Source organism: Thalassospira profundimaris, assembly GCF_003326755.1.
GTDB classification, from domain to species: Bacteria; Pseudomonadota; Alphaproteobacteria; order Rhodospirillales; family Thalassospiraceae; genus Thalassospira; species Thalassospira profundimaris_B.
Genome location: NZ_JPWH01000015.1, coordinates 52498 through 69142, shown reverse-complemented (window position 1 = coordinate 69142; position 16645 = coordinate 52498). Strand labels below are relative to the sequence as shown.

Genomic DNA, 16645 nt, shown 5'->3' with positions numbered 1-16645 from the left:
TTCTTCAGTTCGCAACCTTGAAAGTCTTGAGCCGCAGCGCATTGCCGAGGACGAAGACGCTCGACAGGGCCATGGCGCCGGCGGCGAAGACCGGCGACAGCAGGATGCCGTAGCCCGGATAGAGCAGACCGGCGGCGACCGGGATCAGGGCCGTGTTATAGGCGAAGGCCCAGAACAGGTTCTGCCGGATATTGCCAATCGTCGCCTTGGACAGCGCGATGGCGTTCGGCACCCCGGTCAGGCTGCCTGACATCAGCACCACGTCCGCCGCCTCGATGGCGATGTCCGTCCCCGTGCCGATGGCGAGGCCCACATCTGCCTCTGCCAGCGCCGGAGCGTCGTTGATGCCGTCGCCGACGAAGGCCACCTTGCCATACTCGGCCTTGAGGCGACGGATCGCCTCGACCTTGCCGTCCGGCAGCACTTCCGCCACCACCTCGTCGATGCCCAGGCGGGCCGCGATGGCCTTGGCCGTCCGCTTGTTGTCGCCGGTGATCATTGCGACCTTCAGGCCGAGGTCGTGCAGCGCCTTGATCGCGGCAGGCGTCGTCTCCTTGATCGGGTCCGCAACGGCAATGATCGTCGCCAGCTTGCCGTCGATCGCGGCATAGAGAGGTGACTTGCCCTCGTTGCCCAGACGTTCGGCGACCTTGGCGAAGCCCGCCACATCATGGCCGAGTTCGACCATGTAGCGGTCCGCGCCGATCTCGACACGCTTGCCGTCGACCACGGCCTTCACGCCGAAGCCAGTGACCGACTCGAAGTCCGACACTGCGGGCAGTGCGATGCCTTCCGCCTCGGCCGCGTCCACGATGGCGCGGGCGATCGGGTGTTCCGACTTGGCTTCAACGGCTGCGACCAGGCCCAGCACCGTCGTCCGCTCGAAGCCGGCGGCCAGTTCGAGGTCGGTCAGGGCCGGCTTGCCTTCGGTCAGCGTGCCGGTCTTGTCGACGGCTACCACCTTGGCATCCTTCAGCAGTTGTAGAGCTTCACCCTTGCGGAAAAGCACGCCCAGTTCCGCGCCCCGGCCGGTGCCGACCATGATCGAGGTCGGCGTCGCCAGACCCATGGCGCAGGGGCAGGCGATGATCAGCACAGCGACGGCATTGACCAGCGCGAAGGTCAAAGCGGGCGAGGGGCCGAAATAGAGCCATGCAGCGAAGGTGAGCGCGGCGACGGCGAAGACTGCCGGCACGAAATACATCGTCACCTTGTCGACCAGAGCCTGGATCGGCAGCTTCGAGCCTTGCGCTTCCTCGACCATGCGGATGATCTGCGACAGCACGGTATTGCCGCCGACCGCCGTGGCGCGGATCGCGAAGGCGCCCTTCTGATTCACGGTTCCGGCAACGACCTCGCTGCCGCTCGTCTTGGACACCGGGATCGGCTCGCCGGTGATCATGGATTCGTCAACATAGCTTTCGCCTTCGATGACCTCGCCGTCGACCGGGATACGGTCGCCGGGGCGGACCTCCACGACGTCGCCGGACAGCACCGAGTCGATCGGCAGATCCACCGTATTGCCGTCACGGCGCACGCGCGCCGTTTTGGCCTGAAGGCCGACCAGACGCTTGATCGCTTCCGAAGTGCGGCCCTTGGCGCGGGCCTCCAACAGCCGGCCGAGCAGGATCAGCGTGACGATGACCGCTGCGGCTTCATAATAGACGTTCACCGTCCCGGCAGGCAGGAAGCCCGGCGCGAAGGTCGCCACCAGCGAATAGAGGTAGGCAGCGAGTGAGCCGACGGCGACCAGCGAGTTCATGTCGGGAGCCAGCCGCCAGATCGCGGGAAGGCCCTTGTCATAGAAGCGGATGCCGGGCACGAACAGTACCAGCGTCGTCAGCACGAACTGAAGATACCAACTGTTCTGCATGCCGATGGTCGCGGCGATCATGTCGTGCGCGCCCGGAATGAGGTGCGACCCCATCTCCAGGATGAAGACCGGCGCGGTCAGCACCGCCGCGATGGTAAAATCGCGGGTAAGCTCCCGGCGTTCGGCTTCCTTCTTCTCGGCGCGATCATCGACCTCGGCCTGGCTCGACCCGGTTGCCGCTGCGATCACCTTGGCGTCGTAGCCCGCGTTCTCGATTGCCGCGATGACGGCCGCCGCGGCGGCGGTTCCCTGGATCGTGGCCTTCTCGGTTGCGAGGTTGACGACGGCGTTGGTGACACCCGGCACGGCCTTGAGGGCTTTTTCGACACGCCCGACGCAGGAGGCGCAGGTCATGCCCTCGATCGCGACCTCAAGCGAAGCCGCCGCCGGCGCAGTGAAACTTGCCGAAACCGCGTAGCCTGCGTCTTCCACGGCCTTCACGACGACCGCTCGGCCCACCGGGCCGTTCGTCGTGATGCTGGCTTTCTCGGTAGCTAGGTTGACCACGGCATTGGCAACGCCGGGGATGGCCTTGAGGGCCTTTTCCACCCGCCCCACGCAAGAAGCGCAGGTCATGCCTTCGATCGGCACCTCAAGGAGAGCAGATTTCGGCGCACTGAAGCTGGCCGGCACTTCATAGCCAGCTTTCTCGACAGCCTTGACGAGCGCTATGCGATCAACCGTGTCGTTCGTCGTGATGCTTGCCTTCTCGGTCGCCAGATTGACGACCGCGTTGGCGACGCCGGGGACGGCCCTCAGGGCGCGCTCGACACGGCCGACGCAGGATGCGCAGGTCATGCCCTCTATAGGCAGGGAAATTGCTGCATTCATCTTGTCAGCAGCTCGAACAGGGGCATCCATTGCCGCCTCCTTTCCAAGTCAGAATTCGAGTTCGGACACTGATATGCTCCTTCCAACGATGGGAAGGTCAAGGGTAAAAATTACTTTTCGATTCCTCTTGACCTTACCATCTTTGGAAACCCCAACTTGAGGACCATGAGAACCGAACCCAAAGGAGAAAGCTCATGGAACTCAAGATCGAAGGCATGACCTGCGGCGGTTGCGCCAAGTCCGTCACCAAGGCGATCCAGTCGGTCGATCCGACCGCCAAGATCGACACCAACCCAGCCCAGCGGACAGTCAAGGTCGAGACGACCGCAACCCCCGCTGTCCTTCAGCAGGTTCTCGAAGAGGCTGGGTATCCGGCGACCGTGAATTGAACAGGAGCAAGATCATGCACAAGCTGACCCCGATTTTCATTGGCGGCGCACTCGCCATCAGCGCCGGCCTCGCCATCGCACAAAGCCAACTGAACACGGATACCACCATGCAAGGCCACGAAATGCCGGGGCATTCGATGCCGGCCTCCGACAACCCATCCACGCAGGCTTATATCGAAGCCAATGATCGCATGCACAAGGACATGATGGTCGAGTTCACCGGCGATGCCGACATCGACTTCATGCGCGGAATGATCCCGCACCACCAGGGCGCGATCGACATGGCGCGGGTCGTTCTGCAATACGGTACCGATCCTGAGGTTCGTAAGCTGGCCGAGGACGTGATCTCGGCCCAAGAAGGCGAGATCGCCATGATGCGGGAATGGCTCACCGCACGCGGGCAATAAGAATCGCACCCGCGGCAACGCCTCGCAGATCCACAAATTTGGGGGCATTCTGCGAGATCGCCCATACCGGGCCGGGCTGTCCAGTTTGAAACGGCACATGAAAAGCCAGCAGCGAAGTCGTTCGCGGCTGGCTTTTGTCACTGGCGGACTCGGACCGCGGCAGATCACTCTACCGTCGCTGCCGCCACTTGCTCTTCCGGCGTGAAGAAGACATCGGCGTGCATGTCTTCGGGACGCAGGCCCCGCGCGAAAACCACGTCCATCGCCGCATCGACCATCGGGGGCGGACCTGCAACATAGGCTTTCCACCCGTCGAAGTCGGCGAGATCCTCGACCACCGCATCGGTCACGAAGCCGTGCCGATGGAGTGCTGCCTGCATATCCGACAGGACAGCCGTAAAGCTGAGGTTATTATGACGGTCCGCCAGTGCCTCGAAATGCTCGACGAGATAGAGGTCGCGCGCGCCGCGTGCGCCAAAGTAGACATGGATCGGCTGCTTCATGCCGTGAGCAAGGGCCGTTTCCACGATCGACTTGATCGGCGCCAGACCGGAACCGCCAGCGATGCACAGGATCGGGCCGGAATGATGCTGACGGAGGTAGGAGGAGCCTAGCGGAAATTCGAGCGTCACCTTGTCGCCGGCTTTCAGCGCGTCATGGACGTGCTGTGACGTGATGCCCCCCGGAACCTTGCGAATGTGGAATTCGAGGCTGTCGTCGCCGTGACGATTGGCCATGGAGTAGCTGCGCGCAGGCACACCATCGAATCCGACCTGGGCATACTGACCGGCCGTGAAGAGCAGGGGAGAGCCGTCGGCAGGCGCGATCCGAACCAGCTTGATGTCGTGAGTGAGGTCATCGAGGCCGATCACGATGGCATCCAGCCGTCGAGGAGCCGTAACGGCATCATCGTCATCGCTGCCCAGCCAGGCGACTGCCGCATCGGTCTTCGGCACCGCACGGCATGCCAGGATCAGGCAATCGGCCTTCTCTTCCTCGCTGAGGGCGAAGCGAGAATGCTGGAGCAGCTCCACCTTACCCTCGATCAGGCGGGACTTGCAGGAGCCGCAGCGGCCGGACCGGCAACCGTGAGGATAGGGGATGCCGGCGGCGAGCGCGGCGTCGAGAATTGTTTGGCCCTCATGGACCTCAAGGCTGGTCCGCGCCTGCCGGATGTCAACAAACTTGCTCGTCATCTGCGTCTCCTCACAGGCTCCCGGCGAGCCCGAGCGCCTTGACGAGGCCCGGCTTCTGGCTCGGGAAGGTCCCGTAGAAGACGTCCGATCCGATGATGGTGATCGGAGCGACCCGGACGCCGGTCCGGGCCTTTGCCTCCTCGGCGATCTTCGGGTCGGTGAGGTCGCGTTCCTCGTAGGCGAGGCCCTGTTGGTCGAGCCAGCGTTTGAGCGTGTGGCAGTCCGGACAGGTCGGTGTGGTGTAGATGAGAATCTGGGGGGTGCTGCTCTCCGTCATCGGTCTTGCCTTTCTCTGAATTCGACATGGTTGCCCCGCTGCCTAGCCGCGTAACGGCGGGCGGATTTGGCAGGATTGTCGTCAGCGTGCGGCTTCCAGCGCTTGTAAGGTCAAGACTGTTCTTGCGCGGAAAAGGAAAATTCGAGATGTGACGCAGGGGCAGAGAAGGGCAGCGCCAACTGTCCCGCCGATCGACAGCGACCGTGTTTCGCATTGTAATTGCGCGCCCATCCGGTAGATTGGGCGGGACCAAACAACGCGGACAGCTCTTGGCGGTCAAATGCCGGCAGGTTCCGTCCCAAAACTCAGGTAAATCTAGCAGATGACTGCTCTCAAGAAGACAAACATCAAAAAGCCGGACGAACGTGCGATCTCCGCACATGCGGAGGCTGAAGGCCATCTCCTGCTTCCTTCGCTCTCACAGAACGAGGTCACGATCCTGGCGGAAACGTTTCGGCTGCTTGGCGATCCCTCACGGTTGAAAATCCTGTTGAGTTGCGTCCCGGCGCCGATCTCGGTGGGCGACATCGCCGAGCGGCTCGACCTGTCCGTGACCCTCGTCAGCCACCATCTGCGCCTGCTGCGCGGGGCGCGTCTCGTCAAGGGCGATCGCCAGGGCAAGCAGATCTTCTACGAGATCGCCGATCATCACGTCAGCCATGTTCTTCAGGACATGGCGACGCATATTTCGGAGGACCATGCGGACGACTGATCTGCCGGGAAAACAGCACTATTTTCAAATGAACACTTGAATAGCTGTTCAAGTGTGTTATTTACTCCTTCCGAAGCCGCGCATGGCGTCTGAGCACGCGCGCCCGCTGCGGCGGCCGGAAAGGAGATCGGAATGACAACTGGACTTTCAACGCCGGGCGCTGATGAGCGGCTCGGCTTTCGCGTCGACGGCATGGATTGCGCAAGCTGCGTCGGCAAGATCGAGACGGCCTTGGGCCGTCTGGGAGGTATCTCCGAGGTAGCCGTCAACTTCGCTACCGAGACACTCTTGCTATCCCGCGATGCGACGAGCAAAACGACCTCGAAGGATATCGCCAAAAAGATTCGCTCGCTCGGGTTCGACGTGACGGAACTGCCGGCTTCTGCGATTCCCGCCGCGCCTGTGCAGCGCTCCGACGCCCATGCCGGTCATGATCACAACGGCTGCGCCGGCGATCACGGTGCTTGCGGTGGCGATCACGACCACGCTCACCACGATCATGATCACGGCCACGGTGGCTGCTCTGGACATGATCATGCGGGCCATGCGCCAACTCCGCGCGCCGCACCGGTCTCTCCGCCCAATGTCTCGATGCGCGTCGAGGGGATGGATTGCGCAAGCTGCGTCGGCAAGATCGAGGTCGCGCTGGCGCGGATGCCAGACGTTTCCGACGTGCGCGTAAACTTCACGACCGAAACGCTCGAACTGACGCTCGGCGCCGGCGCGCTCACCAAGGTCGCGGACATCGAAAAGACGATCAAGAGCCTCGGCTTCGGGGTGTCCAACACACGCGAGCTTTCGGCTTCGTCCGATGCGGCCATCGACGTCGAACCCGCGCCAGCGATGCGCAATCAGCGCTGGTGGCAGACCCGCAAGGGCAAGCACGTCATCGGCCTCGGCCTGCTGATGGGCTCGGCCTACGTCGTTGCCCAGTTCATCCCGCTTTATGCGGAATGGATTTTCGCTGCTGCCGTCATTGCCGGTGTCATTCCCTTTGCTCGCAAGGCGTTCGCGCTCGCGACCTCGGGTTCTCCCTTCTCCATCGAAACGCTGATGGTCGTCGCCTCGATCGGCGCCCTCGTGATCGGCGAGGCTGAGGAGGCGGCGGCGGTCGTGTTCCTGTTTGCTGTCGGCGAGCTGCTCGAAAGCGTCGCGGCCGGGAGAGCGCGTGCCGGCATAAAGGCTCTCGCGTCGCTGGTGCCAAAAACGGCTGTTCTCCTCGACTCGAATGGCGGCCAGCGCACCGTGCCGGCATCGGCGTTGCGAGTGAATGATCTCGTTCTCGTGCGGCCGGGCGACCGCGTGCCGGCCGACGGACAGATCCTACAGGGAACCTCCAGTCTGGACGAGTCGCCCATTACCGGCGAGTCGGTGCCGCGCTCGAAGACCACTGGCGAAAGTGTGTTCGCCGGTTCGATCAATGTTGATGGTGTCCTCCAGGTCAGTGTCGAGAAGACTGCCTCTGACAATACCATCTCGCGCATCATCCAGCTAGTTGAGCAGGCGCAGTCGGCCAAGGCCCCGACCGCTCGGTTCATCGAGAACTTCAGCCGGTATTATACTCCGGCGGTGATGCTGATCGCCGCGCTGATCATCACCGTCCCGCCGCTGGCGATGAACGGCGATTGGGACACGTGGATCTACCGTGGTCTCGCCCTTCTACTCATCGCATGCCCCTGCGCGCTCGTTCTTTCGACGCCTGCAGCGATCGCCTCGGGCCTCGCCGTGGGTACGCGCCGCGGTCTGCTGATCAAGGGCGGCAATGCGCTCGAAACGATTGGCAAGGTTCGCGCCATTGCTTTCGACAAGACGGGAACGCTGACCGAAGGCAAGCCGCGTGTCACCGAGGTTCTCGCGCTCGGAAACAATGAAGAAAGCGATGTCATTGCTCTGGCAGCGGCGGTTGAAACAGGTTCAAGCCATCCGCTTGCCAAAGCAATCATCGGACGCGCCGAAACCGACGGTATCGCCGTTCCGCTCGCTCGGGACGCATCGGCGACCGCCGGCAAGGCCGTGCATGCGACTGTAGCCGGGCGTCGCCTCGCAGTCAGTTCCCCGACCCATGCCGCCAAGGCGGCAACGCTCGGCGCGCTGGAACGCAGCGCCATCGAGAAGCTCGAGGATCTCGGCAATACGGTTGCCGTTCTTTTCGACGAGCAGGCAAGGGAAGTCCTCGGTCTCATAGCCCTGCGCGACGAACCGCGCCGTGACGCGCGCGAGGGCGTTGCCCAGCTCAAGGCGATGGGCGTTCGCTCCGTCATGCTGACCGGAGACAACCAGCGCACCGCCCAGGCGATCGCCAAGGGTCTCGGTATCGAGTGGAGCGCCGAGCTGCTTCCGCAGGACAAGCTCGATCTCGTCAACGAGATGAAGCGGAAGACCAAGGTGGCCATGGTCGGCGACGGCATCAACGATGCTCCGGCGCTGGCGACGGCGGACGTCGGGATCGCCATGGGCGGCGGAACCGATGTGGCGATCGAGACCGCGGACGCCGCCCTGCTCAAGAGCCGTGTCACGGACGTTGCCCATCTCGTCGCGCTTTCGCGCGCCACCATGGCCAACATCCACCAGAACGTGATCTTCGCTCTTGCGCTGAAGGGAGTGTTTCTCGTCACCAGCGTCCTTGGGCTTACTGGCCTCTGGATCGCGGTACTCGCAGATACGGGCGCGACCGCCATTGTCACACTGAACGCTCTGCGGCTCCTGCGGTTCAAGGGTGCCAAATCCCCAGAGGATAGCGGCCGTGACGAAGGAATGCCTTCACGCCAGCTTATCGCGGCCGAAAGTCACTAATTCCCTGCACTAAAGACGTCGCCAGTCATCAAGACTGGCGGCGTCGGCCAACCGGGCCTGCTGGTTCACCGATCTAAATTTGGGAACGGCGCCGGCTCGAAGATGTCGGCGAAGTACGGAATGCGGCAGTCCGCGGCATGAACTGATGATCGCGTCAAGGGCCTATACGGAAATCGTTTTCCAAAGGTCTTGACCTTCCTATCGTTGGAAACCGCACCTTCGTCGAAAATGCACTCGCCGCGCCCTGGTCGCTGGGTACGCGCGCCCTATGAAGGTGAACGAGAATGAGTAAAAAAGCCGCCGCTCTGCGATTGGTCGGTGCTGCTATCGCGGTCGGTACTCTTGCAATCATATATCGAGAGGACATTGGCCCGTATACAAAGGGCCTGATGTCGCTGGTCTCTTCGACATCGGCATCGGAAGCTGAGGCACAGCCGGCGCAGATGCCCGTCCCGCAAGTTCCCGTGGCTGAAGTCATCATTCGCCAAGTTGCGGCTTCTACGGAATTCACTGGCCATCTCGAAGCGATGAAGACCATCGAACTGCGTTCGCGTGTTGGCGGTGCAATCGATACCGTGAGTGTCCCCGAAGGCGGTATGGTGCAACCTGGAGACCTTCTCTTCCAGATAGATCCCAGACCTTTCGAGGTTGCATTGAATGCAGCAAAGGCTCAGTTGCAGCAGGCCAATGTCCTGCTTGAACAAGCCGAGACCGACTTCAGGCGTACAGAATCGCTGTCTCCCAATGGTACGGTATCACGCAAAACACTCGATGACGCGCAAGCGCTGCTCGGTCAGCGCCAAGCCCAGGTAGAGATTGCCAAGGCGGCTGTCGCGGCTGCCGAGCTCGACCTTTCCTACACAAGGGTCACTGCCCCAATTGCCGGACGCGTTGACCGGGTTCTTGTCACGGAAGGCAATCTTGTTGCAGGCGGCAATGCCGGTGCGGCTACGTTGCTCACCACGATCGTCTCGGTCGATCCACTCTATGTTTATTTCGATATTGACGAGGCCACCTATCTCGGCTTCGTCGGTAATGCGCGCGCGCCCGAAACGGGCAAGGTCGCGGAAAAGCTTGTTGTCCAGCTCGGTCTGATGACCGATACAGGCTTTCCGCATACCGGCCAACTCGACTTCCTTGGCAATCGTGTCGACCGGAGTACGGGCACGATCCGCGCCCGGGCCATCGTCAGGAATTCCGACGGCAGGCTGACTCCCGGCCTCTTCGCACGGGTCAAACTCGTTACCGCGCAACCGGCTCAAACCGTTCTTATCGACGATCAGGCGATCGGCATCGATCAGGGACGGCGCTACGTCCTGGCGCTTGGCCCCGAGAACAAGGCGGAATACCGCCCCGTCGAAATCGGACCTATGGTCGACGGTCTGCGCGTCGTCTCCAAAGGTCTCACTCCGACTGACAAGATCATCATAAAGGGCCTTGTGCGCCCCGGTATGCAGGTTGTCCCGCAGATGGTCTCAATGCTTCCAGGGCAGGCTGCTGACGGCGAGCGGGCCTCCGGGCAAGCGCAGGAGGCGCGTCGATGAACATTCCGCGCTTCTTTGTCGACCGCCCGATCTTCGCGGTCGTTCTCTCCGTCTTGATGCTGATCGCCGGCGGCCTGACGCTGCTGAAGCTCCCGCTCAGTGAGTACCCGCAGGTGACGCCGCCGACAGTCCAGGTCACTGCGAGCTATCCGGGCGCCAATCCCGAAGTGATTGCCGAAACAGTCGCCGCTCCGCTGGAGCAGGCGATCAACGGCGTCGAAAACATGCTCTACATGAGTTCGCAGGCAGCGACCGACGGACGCATGACCCTGACAATTGCGTTCAAACAGGGCACTGACCCCGACATGGCGCAGATTCAGGTGCAGAATCGGGTTTCTCGCGCCTTGCCCAGGCTTCCGCTGGAAGTGCAACGCATCGGTGTCGTGACGCAGAAAACCTCCCCCGACATCCTTATGGTTGTCCATCTCGTCTCACCTGATGACCGCTATGATCCGCTCTATCTGTCGAACTTCGCGATCCTTCAGGTGCGCGACCAACTGGCCCGCTTGCCGGGCGTGGGCGACGTCATCCTCGGGGGCGCTGGCGAGTATTCAATGCGGATCTGGCTCGACCCTGCCAAGGTGGCCGCGAGGGGGTTGACTGCCAGCGACATCGTCGCGGCGATTCAGGAACAGAACGTGCAGGTAGCAGCCGGCTCGGTCGGTCAGCAACCGGAAGCCTCGGCTGCCTTTCAGGTCACCGTCAACACGCTTGGGAGGCTTTCTAGTGAGGAGCAGTTCGGCGAGATCGTCATAAAGGCTGGTACGGACGGCCAGGTTACCCGTTTGCGCGACGTCGCCCGTATCGAACTTGGCGCAGATTCCTACGCCCTTCGCAGCCTGCTGGACGGCAAGCCGGCACTCGCGATGCAAATCATCCAAAGTCCTGGCGCAAATGCGCTCGACGTGTCGAGCGCCGTCCGCACCACCATGGCCGAGTTTCAAAAGGGCTTTCCGGAAGGCATCGAATATCGGATCGCCTACGATCCCACGGTGTTCGTGAAGGCGTCTCTCGAGGCCGTGGTCATGACGCTGCTAGAAGCCGTCGTGCTGGTGGTCATCGTCGTCGTGCTGTTTCTCCAGACCTGGCGGGCGTCGATCATCCCCCTCGTCGCCGTTCCCGTCTCCTTGGTCGGCACGTTTGCGCTCATGTATATGTTCGGCTTCTCGCTGAACACCTTGTCCCTCTTCGGCCTCGTTCTCTCGATCGGCATCGTGGTCGACGACGCGATCGTCGTGGTCGAGAACGTCGAGCGCCACATCGCGCTTGGAGAAACGCCGAAAGAGGCGGCGCGCAAAGCCATGGATGAGGTGACAGGACCGATCGTCGCCATCACCTCCGTCCTGTCGGCCGTCTTCATTCCATCCGCGTTCCTGTCTGGCTTGCAGGGCGAGTTCTACCGCCAGTTTGCGCTGACGATTGCGATCTCGACCATCCTGTCGGCGATCAACTCTCTTACGCTCTCTCCCGCGCTTGCTGGCGTGCTGCTGAAGCCGCACCACGGTGACGTGAAGCGGGACCTTCCTACACGCGTGATCGACTTTCTGTTTGGCTGGTTCTTCCGGCTGTTCAATCGCTTCGGTCGCACCTACCGGGTGATGGTGCAGGCGGACGCACCGTTCCGCATGCAGCCCGAGGACATCGGCCGCCTTAAGGTGCGCAATTCAGCCGGCGACATGATCCCCCTCTCGGCCTTGCTCACCATCAAGCACAGCTCTGGCCCCGATCGGGTTATGCACTACAACGGCTTTCCGTCTGCCGATATCAGCGGAAGTCCCGCGCCCGGATATTCGTTCGGGCAGGCGACGGCAGCGATGGAGCGCATCGCATCGGAGACCCTGCCGCCCGGCATGGCCTTTGAATGGACCGATCTCGCCTATCAGGAGAAGCAGGCCGGCAACACCGCCATGTTTGTCTTCCCGCTGTCCGTCCTGCTCGCGTTCCTGATCCTCGCGGCGCAGTACAACAGTTGGTCGCTTCCTTTCGCGGTGCTGCTGATCGCTCCAATGGCGCTCCTCTCGGCGATCGCCGGGGTGTGGTTCACCGGCGGCGACAACAACATCTTCACGCAGATCGGATTTGTCGTTCTGGTCGGTCTTGCCGCGAAGAACGCAATCCTGATCGTTGAGTTCGCCCGAGCGAAGGAGGACGAAGGGGTCGATCCGTTGGCTGCCGTCCTCGAAGCGGCTCGCCTGCGTCTGCGGCCGATCCTGATGACGTCGCTCGCCTTCATTGCCGGCGTGGTTCCGCTCGTCATCGCCACCGGAGCGGGCGCCGAAATGCGGCACGCCATGGGCATCGCCGTCTTTGCCGGCATGCTCGGCGTGACGCTGTTCGGCCTGCTTCTGACGCCGATCTTCTATGTGGTTGTGCGCCGGCTTGCGATCAGGCGGGACCCGTCGCCCCAACAGGCGACCAAAGCCCATGCCTGAGCAGGTCGACACACGATTCCGCGCCGGGGCGGCCCATGGGCCGTCGCCGCACCCCGGCGCGGTCGGGCCTTGAGGGCCTCAGCGATAGAACACGCAGCAAATCATCAACACGCGGCTATCCGGAAGGAACTTCAAACATGGATATCGGCATCGGCGAACTCTCTCAGCTCACCGGCGTCAAAATTCCGACGATCCGCTACTACGAGCAGATCGGGTTGCTGCGCGAGCGCTCGCGGAGCAAGGGAAACCAAAGACGCTACGACCACGGGGCGGTCCATCGCCTTCTCTTCATTCGCCGCGCCCGCGATCTCGGGTTCAGCATCGAGGCGATCAAGGACCTGTTTCGACTTGCCGACGCCTCGTTCTCAAGCCCGGCCGAGGCGCTCCGCATCGCAAAGGAGCAACTCGCTGCGGTCGAGGAAAAGATCGCTCAACTGGAAACACTCGAAAAGGTGATCCAGCTCGTTGCTGAAAGCGAGAATGACGGGGATCTGATCCCGCTCGATATTTTGCCCTCTAATGACAGCGACCGCGATGGCGATGCTGAGGTGAAAGCTTCAAGCAGAGGCCGAGGATCGATTCACTAGCCTCATCCCAAGGACCTGCGAAGTTGAGATACTATTCCCATGTGAAAAGGAGCCAGAACTGCATCGTGGTCGGTGCGGGACCGGCGGGCCTGATGCTCGGTCTCCTACTGGCCCGGTCGGGGAACCGCCGTCGGACAACGCCGACCTGGTTCTCGACCTGTCCCTTCTCCCAGCCGGATGCCGGGGTGCAAGCGACGGGATCGACGAGGTAATGGCTGCACATCTGCTGGAACCGGCGGTTGTAGGCTCGGTCGCGGCCGACGAAGATCGTGTCGACCGCGGTCTTCATGTTGTCGTAGATGCCCCGCGTGCAGGTGCCCCCGAAGAAGGCGAAGGCCTTGTCATGGGCGTCGAAGACCATCTCCTGCGTCTCGCGGGGATAGGCACGCACGAACAGCATCCGGCTGTGACACAGGCGGACATGTGCCACCTTCACCGTGGTCGTCGCGCCGTCGATCACCACGATCTCGTGGCTCCAGTCGAACTGGTAGGCCTCGCCTGGATCGAAGGTTAGCGGGACATGGGCGGCCGCAGATGCCACCGCTTCCTCCTTCGACCAGGAGGCCGCGTATCGCCGGACCGCATCATAGCCACCGTCATATCCTTGAGCCCGGAGTTCCTCAAAAATGCGGATGCGAGTCAGTCGCTCGCGCTTGGGCTTCCGCGCGTTCACCGCCAGCATCTCGTCGAGCATGTCTTGCCAAGGCCCGATCTTCGGCAACGGCTGAATGGTTCGCTCATAGGTGAGCTCCGTCGCACCGGACCGGATCACCTTGCGCACCGTGTTCCGCGATACTCGCAGCTCCCGGCAGATCTGCTTGATCGACTTCTTGTCCTGAAAATACGCCCGCCGGATCTTCGCTATCGTCTCCACGACCAACATCCCACACTGTGCTCCCCGATGACCTCGGGGGCATCATCCACATCAGTGTAAGGGGGTCATTTTTGGACGCCGATCACCCCGCTACGGGGTCAATTTTGATGGTGTGGATGCCCCCGCCCGACGGCATCGCGATGTGTCAAGATGGTGATGCTGAAGTCACCATAGGGAGAGGAGGCATCCATGGATGAGATTAGCATCGTCGGCGTCGATCTGGCAAAGCAGGTCTTCCAGCTTCATGGCGCTGCGGCGGACGGGCGCGCGCTTTTCCGCAAGAAACTGTCGCGGCCACAGTTCGCGAAGTTCATGGCGGCACTGCCGCCATGCATCGTGGCCATGGAGGCCTGCGGGACCGCGCATTACTGGGGCCGGGAACTCGCACTGCTCGGCCATGACATCCGGCTCATCCCGCCTGTCTATGTCAAACCCTTCGTGAAGCGGCAAAAGAACGATGCCGCGGATGCGGAAGCGATCGCCGAGGCGGTCCAGCGACCGAACATGCGGACGGTGGCGGTGAAGAGCTCCGCACAGCAAGCCCGCGCGATGCTCTTCCGGACCCGCGATCTGCTCGTTGGTCAACGCACCCAGCTGGTCAACGCACTGCGTGGCCATCTCGCCGAACACGGCATCGTTCTGGCCAAGGGCATCGCCAACGTCGAACGTCTCGCCCTTCGTCTGGAAGACGATGACCTGCCAGACTTGGTCCGGCACTTGGGGCGGATCTATCTCGATCAGATCGCGCAACTGGGGGCTGAGATCGAAAAACTCGACAAGCGCATCGTCGCGGCCGCGAAGCAAAACGGGGAGGCCCGAAGGCTTCAGACCATGCCTGGGATCGGCCCGGTCTGCGCGATGGCGATTACGGCTTTCGCGCCGGACATGCGTGAGTTCCGTAGGGGACGCGACTTCGCGGCCTGGCTGGGCCTTGTGCCACGACAGCATTCGAGTGGCGGCAAACAGAAGCTGGGTCGGACCTCTAAGATGGGGCAGCGCGACATCCGACGCCTGCTGATCGTGGGGGCGATGTCGATCGTCCATTGGCGAGGTCGCGACGGCGGGCGGCCAGGATCATGGCTCGCGCGTATGCTGGCCCGAAAGCCGCGCATGCTGGTGGCTATCGCGCTGGCCAACAAGATGGCACGCATGGTCTGGGCCATGCTCGTGCGCGAAGAGGACTACCGGGATCCAACCGGCGCGGTCTGCTGACCGCGGCGCGCGGAGCGTCGGCGATGTGAGGAGAGCGACGACCCGTATGGGCAAATGATCGAACAGATCCGGGTTGGGAAAACCAGTGGCGTGCAACGAGCCGCGAGCTCGCAATTTTGATCTGGTCCCCGATCCGCGCATCACCATACCGGCCCGCGGCATGTCTTGGCCGCACCTGAGAGGCCTGAAACATGACCGCACTCGATCACGCGCTCAAAAGGTCAGAGAAAATCCTTGCATCGAAGGGGGCATCCAAACATGCATGCCGGTTCACACAAGTGCGCTCCTCCATTGCCCGGCGCCTCGGGATGGAGATCGGTGCGCTTGCCCCGGTCGATCGTGACGTCGAGGGTGTGGTCGAGATGATGCTGGATGCGACGCAGAACTATGCGTCCCCCCTCACCGCGGAACGGCTCTTCGCCTGGCATGCCGCACTGTTCCCGACCGGGCGCAGCGGCATGGCCCGGATCGCCGTCGGCGCATGGCGCCCCCCGGAGACCGGACCGATGCAAGTCGTCTCCGGCCCCTACGGGCGTGAGCGCGTGCATTTCGAAGCGCCGAAGGCAGAACGCCTGCCGGACGAGATGGCGGCGTTCCTGGACTGGTTCGAGACGCGCGATGCCACGGATCCGGTCATCCGCGCGGCCATCGCCCATCTCTGGTTCGTGACGATCCATCCGTTCGAGGACGGGAATGGGCGTATCGCCCGCGCCATCGCCGATATGGCTCTGGCCCGATCCGAGGGGAGTGCGCAGCGCTTCTACAGCATGTCGGCCCGGATCCGGCGTGAGCGAGGAGAATACTACGCCATGCTGGAAAGAACGCAGAAGGGCGGGTTAGACATCACCGGCTGGCTCGACTGGTTCCTCGGATGCCTGGACCGGGCTTTCGACGGCACTGAAGAGGTTCTGGGCCACGTTCTGCACAAGGCACGCTTCTGGGAGGCCATGGCAGGCGAGATCTTCAGCGAGCGTCAGCGCGCCGTGATCAACCGGCTGCTCGATGGATTTGAGGGAAAGCTGACATCCTCGAAATGGGCAAAGCTGACCAAGGTTTCCTCCGACACTGCGCTCCGCGACATCACGGACCTGGTTGACCGGGGTGTGCTTGAGAAGGAGGATGCTGGTGGCCGCAGCACCAGCTACAGGTTGGTTGGGCGGGCGCGGGGCTGAAGGTTGGAGGCTACCTGGTCAGTTCCGACTCGTATCCGTAAGCAAGTCAGCGGGCCGCCAAAGCGGTTTTCAAAGCCGGCAGAACAGGTTATGCTAAGCGGCAAGCTTCGGGATTTGACGCTCGACCAATCGCAAGTATCGTTGGTTGCACGCCCCCGCAACCAAATTAGGCCCGCTATCTCAACGAGATAGCGGGCTTTTTGATTCTTGAGCCATGCTACCAAAATGTATCTGGGTACCATATAGGTACCACACAGAATAAAGCCAGAGCCAAGGCTGCAAAGCGAAAGCGCATTGTCGCAGGCGGGAGGATCGGCGCAGATCACTTACAAAATTGTTGTCCTTC

At 62.3% G+C, this 16645-nt stretch carries 12 protein-coding genes and 2 pseudogenes; 10 read left to right on the top strand and 4 right to left on the bottom strand.

All coding sequences use genetic code 11. The features are described from left to right. Positions 1-4: 4 nt before the first annotated feature. Positions 5-2734: a heavy metal translocating P-type ATPase gene (locus TH25_RS16805; protein ID WP_082923644.1), complete on the bottom strand. Its 2730-nt coding sequence runs from the start codon at positions 2732-2734 to the stop codon at positions 5-7. A gap of 164 nt (positions 2735-2898) precedes the next feature. Here TH25_RS16805 and TH25_RS16800 point away from each other — a divergent pair, with 164 nt between their 5' ends. Continuing rightward, positions 2899-3093 (top strand): heavy-metal-associated domain-containing protein, encoded by a 195-nt coding sequence (locus TH25_RS16800; protein WP_064790831.1) that lies wholly within the window; start codon positions 2899-2901, stop codon positions 3091-3093. A 14-nt stretch (positions 3094-3107) separates the two neighbouring features. Then, positions 3108-3500 carry a CopM family metallochaperone gene (gene copM / locus TH25_RS16795; protein WP_064790830.1) on the top strand — a complete coding sequence of 131 codons (393 nt, stop codon included), beginning with the start codon at positions 3108-3110 and terminating at the stop codon, positions 3498-3500. Between the two features lie 164 nt (positions 3501-3664). On the opposite strand, the gene TH25_RS16790 is transcribed toward copM, so the two are convergent. Continuing rightward, entirely contained in the window at positions 3665-4696 is a 1032-nt protein-coding gene (locus TH25_RS16790) for a 2Fe-2S iron-sulfur cluster-binding protein (RefSeq protein WP_114089508.1), read from the bottom strand. A gap of 10 nt (positions 4697-4706) precedes the next feature. Further along, positions 4707-4973, bottom strand: a complete 267-nt coding sequence (locus tag TH25_RS16785; protein ID WP_064790828.1) for a glutaredoxin family protein — start codon at positions 4971-4973, stop codon at positions 4707-4709. Between the two features lie 322 nt (positions 4974-5295). Between TH25_RS16785 and TH25_RS16780 the strand changes: the two genes are divergently transcribed. From TH25_RS16780 to TH25_RS25730, 6 genes and pseudogenes are all read left to right on the top strand, one after another. After that, positions 5296-5685, top strand: coding sequence for an ArsR/SmtB family transcription factor (locus tag TH25_RS16780; protein WP_197482613.1), 390 nt, complete (start codon positions 5296-5298; stop codon positions 5683-5685). 132 nt (positions 5686-5817) lie between these two features. Then, a complete protein-coding gene (locus TH25_RS16775) occupies positions 5818-8478 on the top strand; it encodes a heavy metal translocating P-type ATPase (protein ID WP_082923643.1) in 2661 nt (886 codons plus the stop codon). A 284-nt stretch (positions 8479-8762) separates the two neighbouring features. Further along, positions 8763-10022 carry an efflux RND transporter periplasmic adaptor subunit gene (locus TH25_RS16770; protein WP_114089507.1) on the top strand — a complete coding sequence of 420 codons (1260 nt, stop codon included), beginning with the start codon at positions 8763-8765 and terminating at the stop codon, positions 10020-10022. Then, on the top strand, positions 10019-12454 hold the full coding sequence (locus TH25_RS16765; RefSeq protein ID WP_114089506.1) for an efflux RND transporter permease subunit: 2436 nt from the start codon (positions 10019-10021) through the stop codon (positions 12452-12454). The genes TH25_RS16770 and TH25_RS16765 overlap by 4 nt, the downstream gene beginning before the upstream one ends. A gap of 137 nt (positions 12455-12591) precedes the next feature. After that, positions 12592-13041: a MerR family transcriptional regulator gene (locus TH25_RS16760; RefSeq protein ID WP_064788633.1), complete on the top strand. Its 450-nt coding sequence runs from the start codon at positions 12592-12594 to the stop codon at positions 13039-13041. 41 nt (positions 13042-13082) lie between these two features. Further along, positions 13083-13139: pseudogene (locus TH25_RS25730) on the top strand (hypothetical protein); the annotation flags it as partial. Positions 13140-13165: 26 nt separating this feature from the next. Here the strand turns inward: TH25_RS25730 and istA are convergent. Continuing rightward, positions 13166-13924: pseudogene (gene istA / locus TH25_RS16750) on the bottom strand (IS21 family transposase); the annotation flags it as partial. 180 nt (positions 13925-14104) lie between these two features. Here istA and TH25_RS16745 point away from each other — a divergent pair. Then, positions 14105-15127 (top strand): IS110 family RNA-guided transposase, encoded by a 1023-nt coding sequence (locus TH25_RS16745; protein WP_064788634.1) that lies wholly within the window; start codon positions 14105-14107, stop codon positions 15125-15127. Between the two features lie 191 nt (positions 15128-15318). Then, complete coding sequence (locus tag TH25_RS16740) at positions 15319-16299, top strand: Fic family protein (protein WP_082923446.1); 981 nt, start codon at positions 15319-15321, stop codon at positions 16297-16299. Positions 16300-16645 lie beyond the last annotated feature (346 nt).

Bases quoted from the DNA above. Each gene is read 5' to 3' on its own strand.
- TH25_RS16790 (WP_114089508.1), bottom strand. From the start codon at position 4,696: ATGACGAGCAAGTTTGTTGACATCCGGCAGGCGCGGACCAGCCTTGAG.
- TH25_RS16770 (WP_114089507.1), top strand. From the start codon at position 8,763: ATGAGTAAAAAAGCCGCCGCTCTGCGATTGGTCGGTGCTGCTATCGCG.
- TH25_RS16740 (WP_082923446.1), top strand. From the start codon at position 15,319: ATGACCGCACTCGATCACGCGCTCAAAAGGTCAGAGAAAATCCTTGCA.
- TH25_RS16785 (WP_064790828.1), bottom strand. From the start codon at position 4,973: ATGACGGAGAGCAGCACCCCCCAGATTCTCATCTACACCACACCGACC.
- TH25_RS16765 (WP_114089506.1), top strand. From the start codon at position 10,019: ATGAACATTCCGCGCTTCTTTGTCGACCGCCCGATCTTCGCGGTCGTT.
- TH25_RS16775 (WP_082923643.1), top strand. From the start codon at position 5,818: ATGACAACTGGACTTTCAACGCCGGGCGCTGATGAGCGGCTCGGCTTT.
- TH25_RS16760 (WP_064788633.1), top strand. From the start codon at position 12,592: ATGGATATCGGCATCGGCGAACTCTCTCAGCTCACCGGCGTCAAAATT.
- TH25_RS16800 (WP_064790831.1), top strand. From the start codon at position 2,899: ATGGAACTCAAGATCGAAGGCATGACCTGCGGCGGTTGCGCCAAGTCC.
- TH25_RS16805 (WP_082923644.1), bottom strand. From the start codon at position 2,734: ATGGATGCCCCTGTTCGAGCTGCTGACAAGATGAATGCAGCAATTTCC.
- TH25_RS16780 (WP_197482613.1), top strand. From the start codon at position 5,296: ATGACTGCTCTCAAGAAGACAAACATCAAAAAGCCGGACGAACGTGCG.
- copM (WP_064790830.1), top strand. From the start codon at position 3,108: ATGCACAAGCTGACCCCGATTTTCATTGGCGGCGCACTCGCCATCAGC.
- TH25_RS16745 (WP_064788634.1), top strand. From the start codon at position 14,105: ATGGATGAGATTAGCATCGTCGGCGTCGATCTGGCAAAGCAGGTCTTC.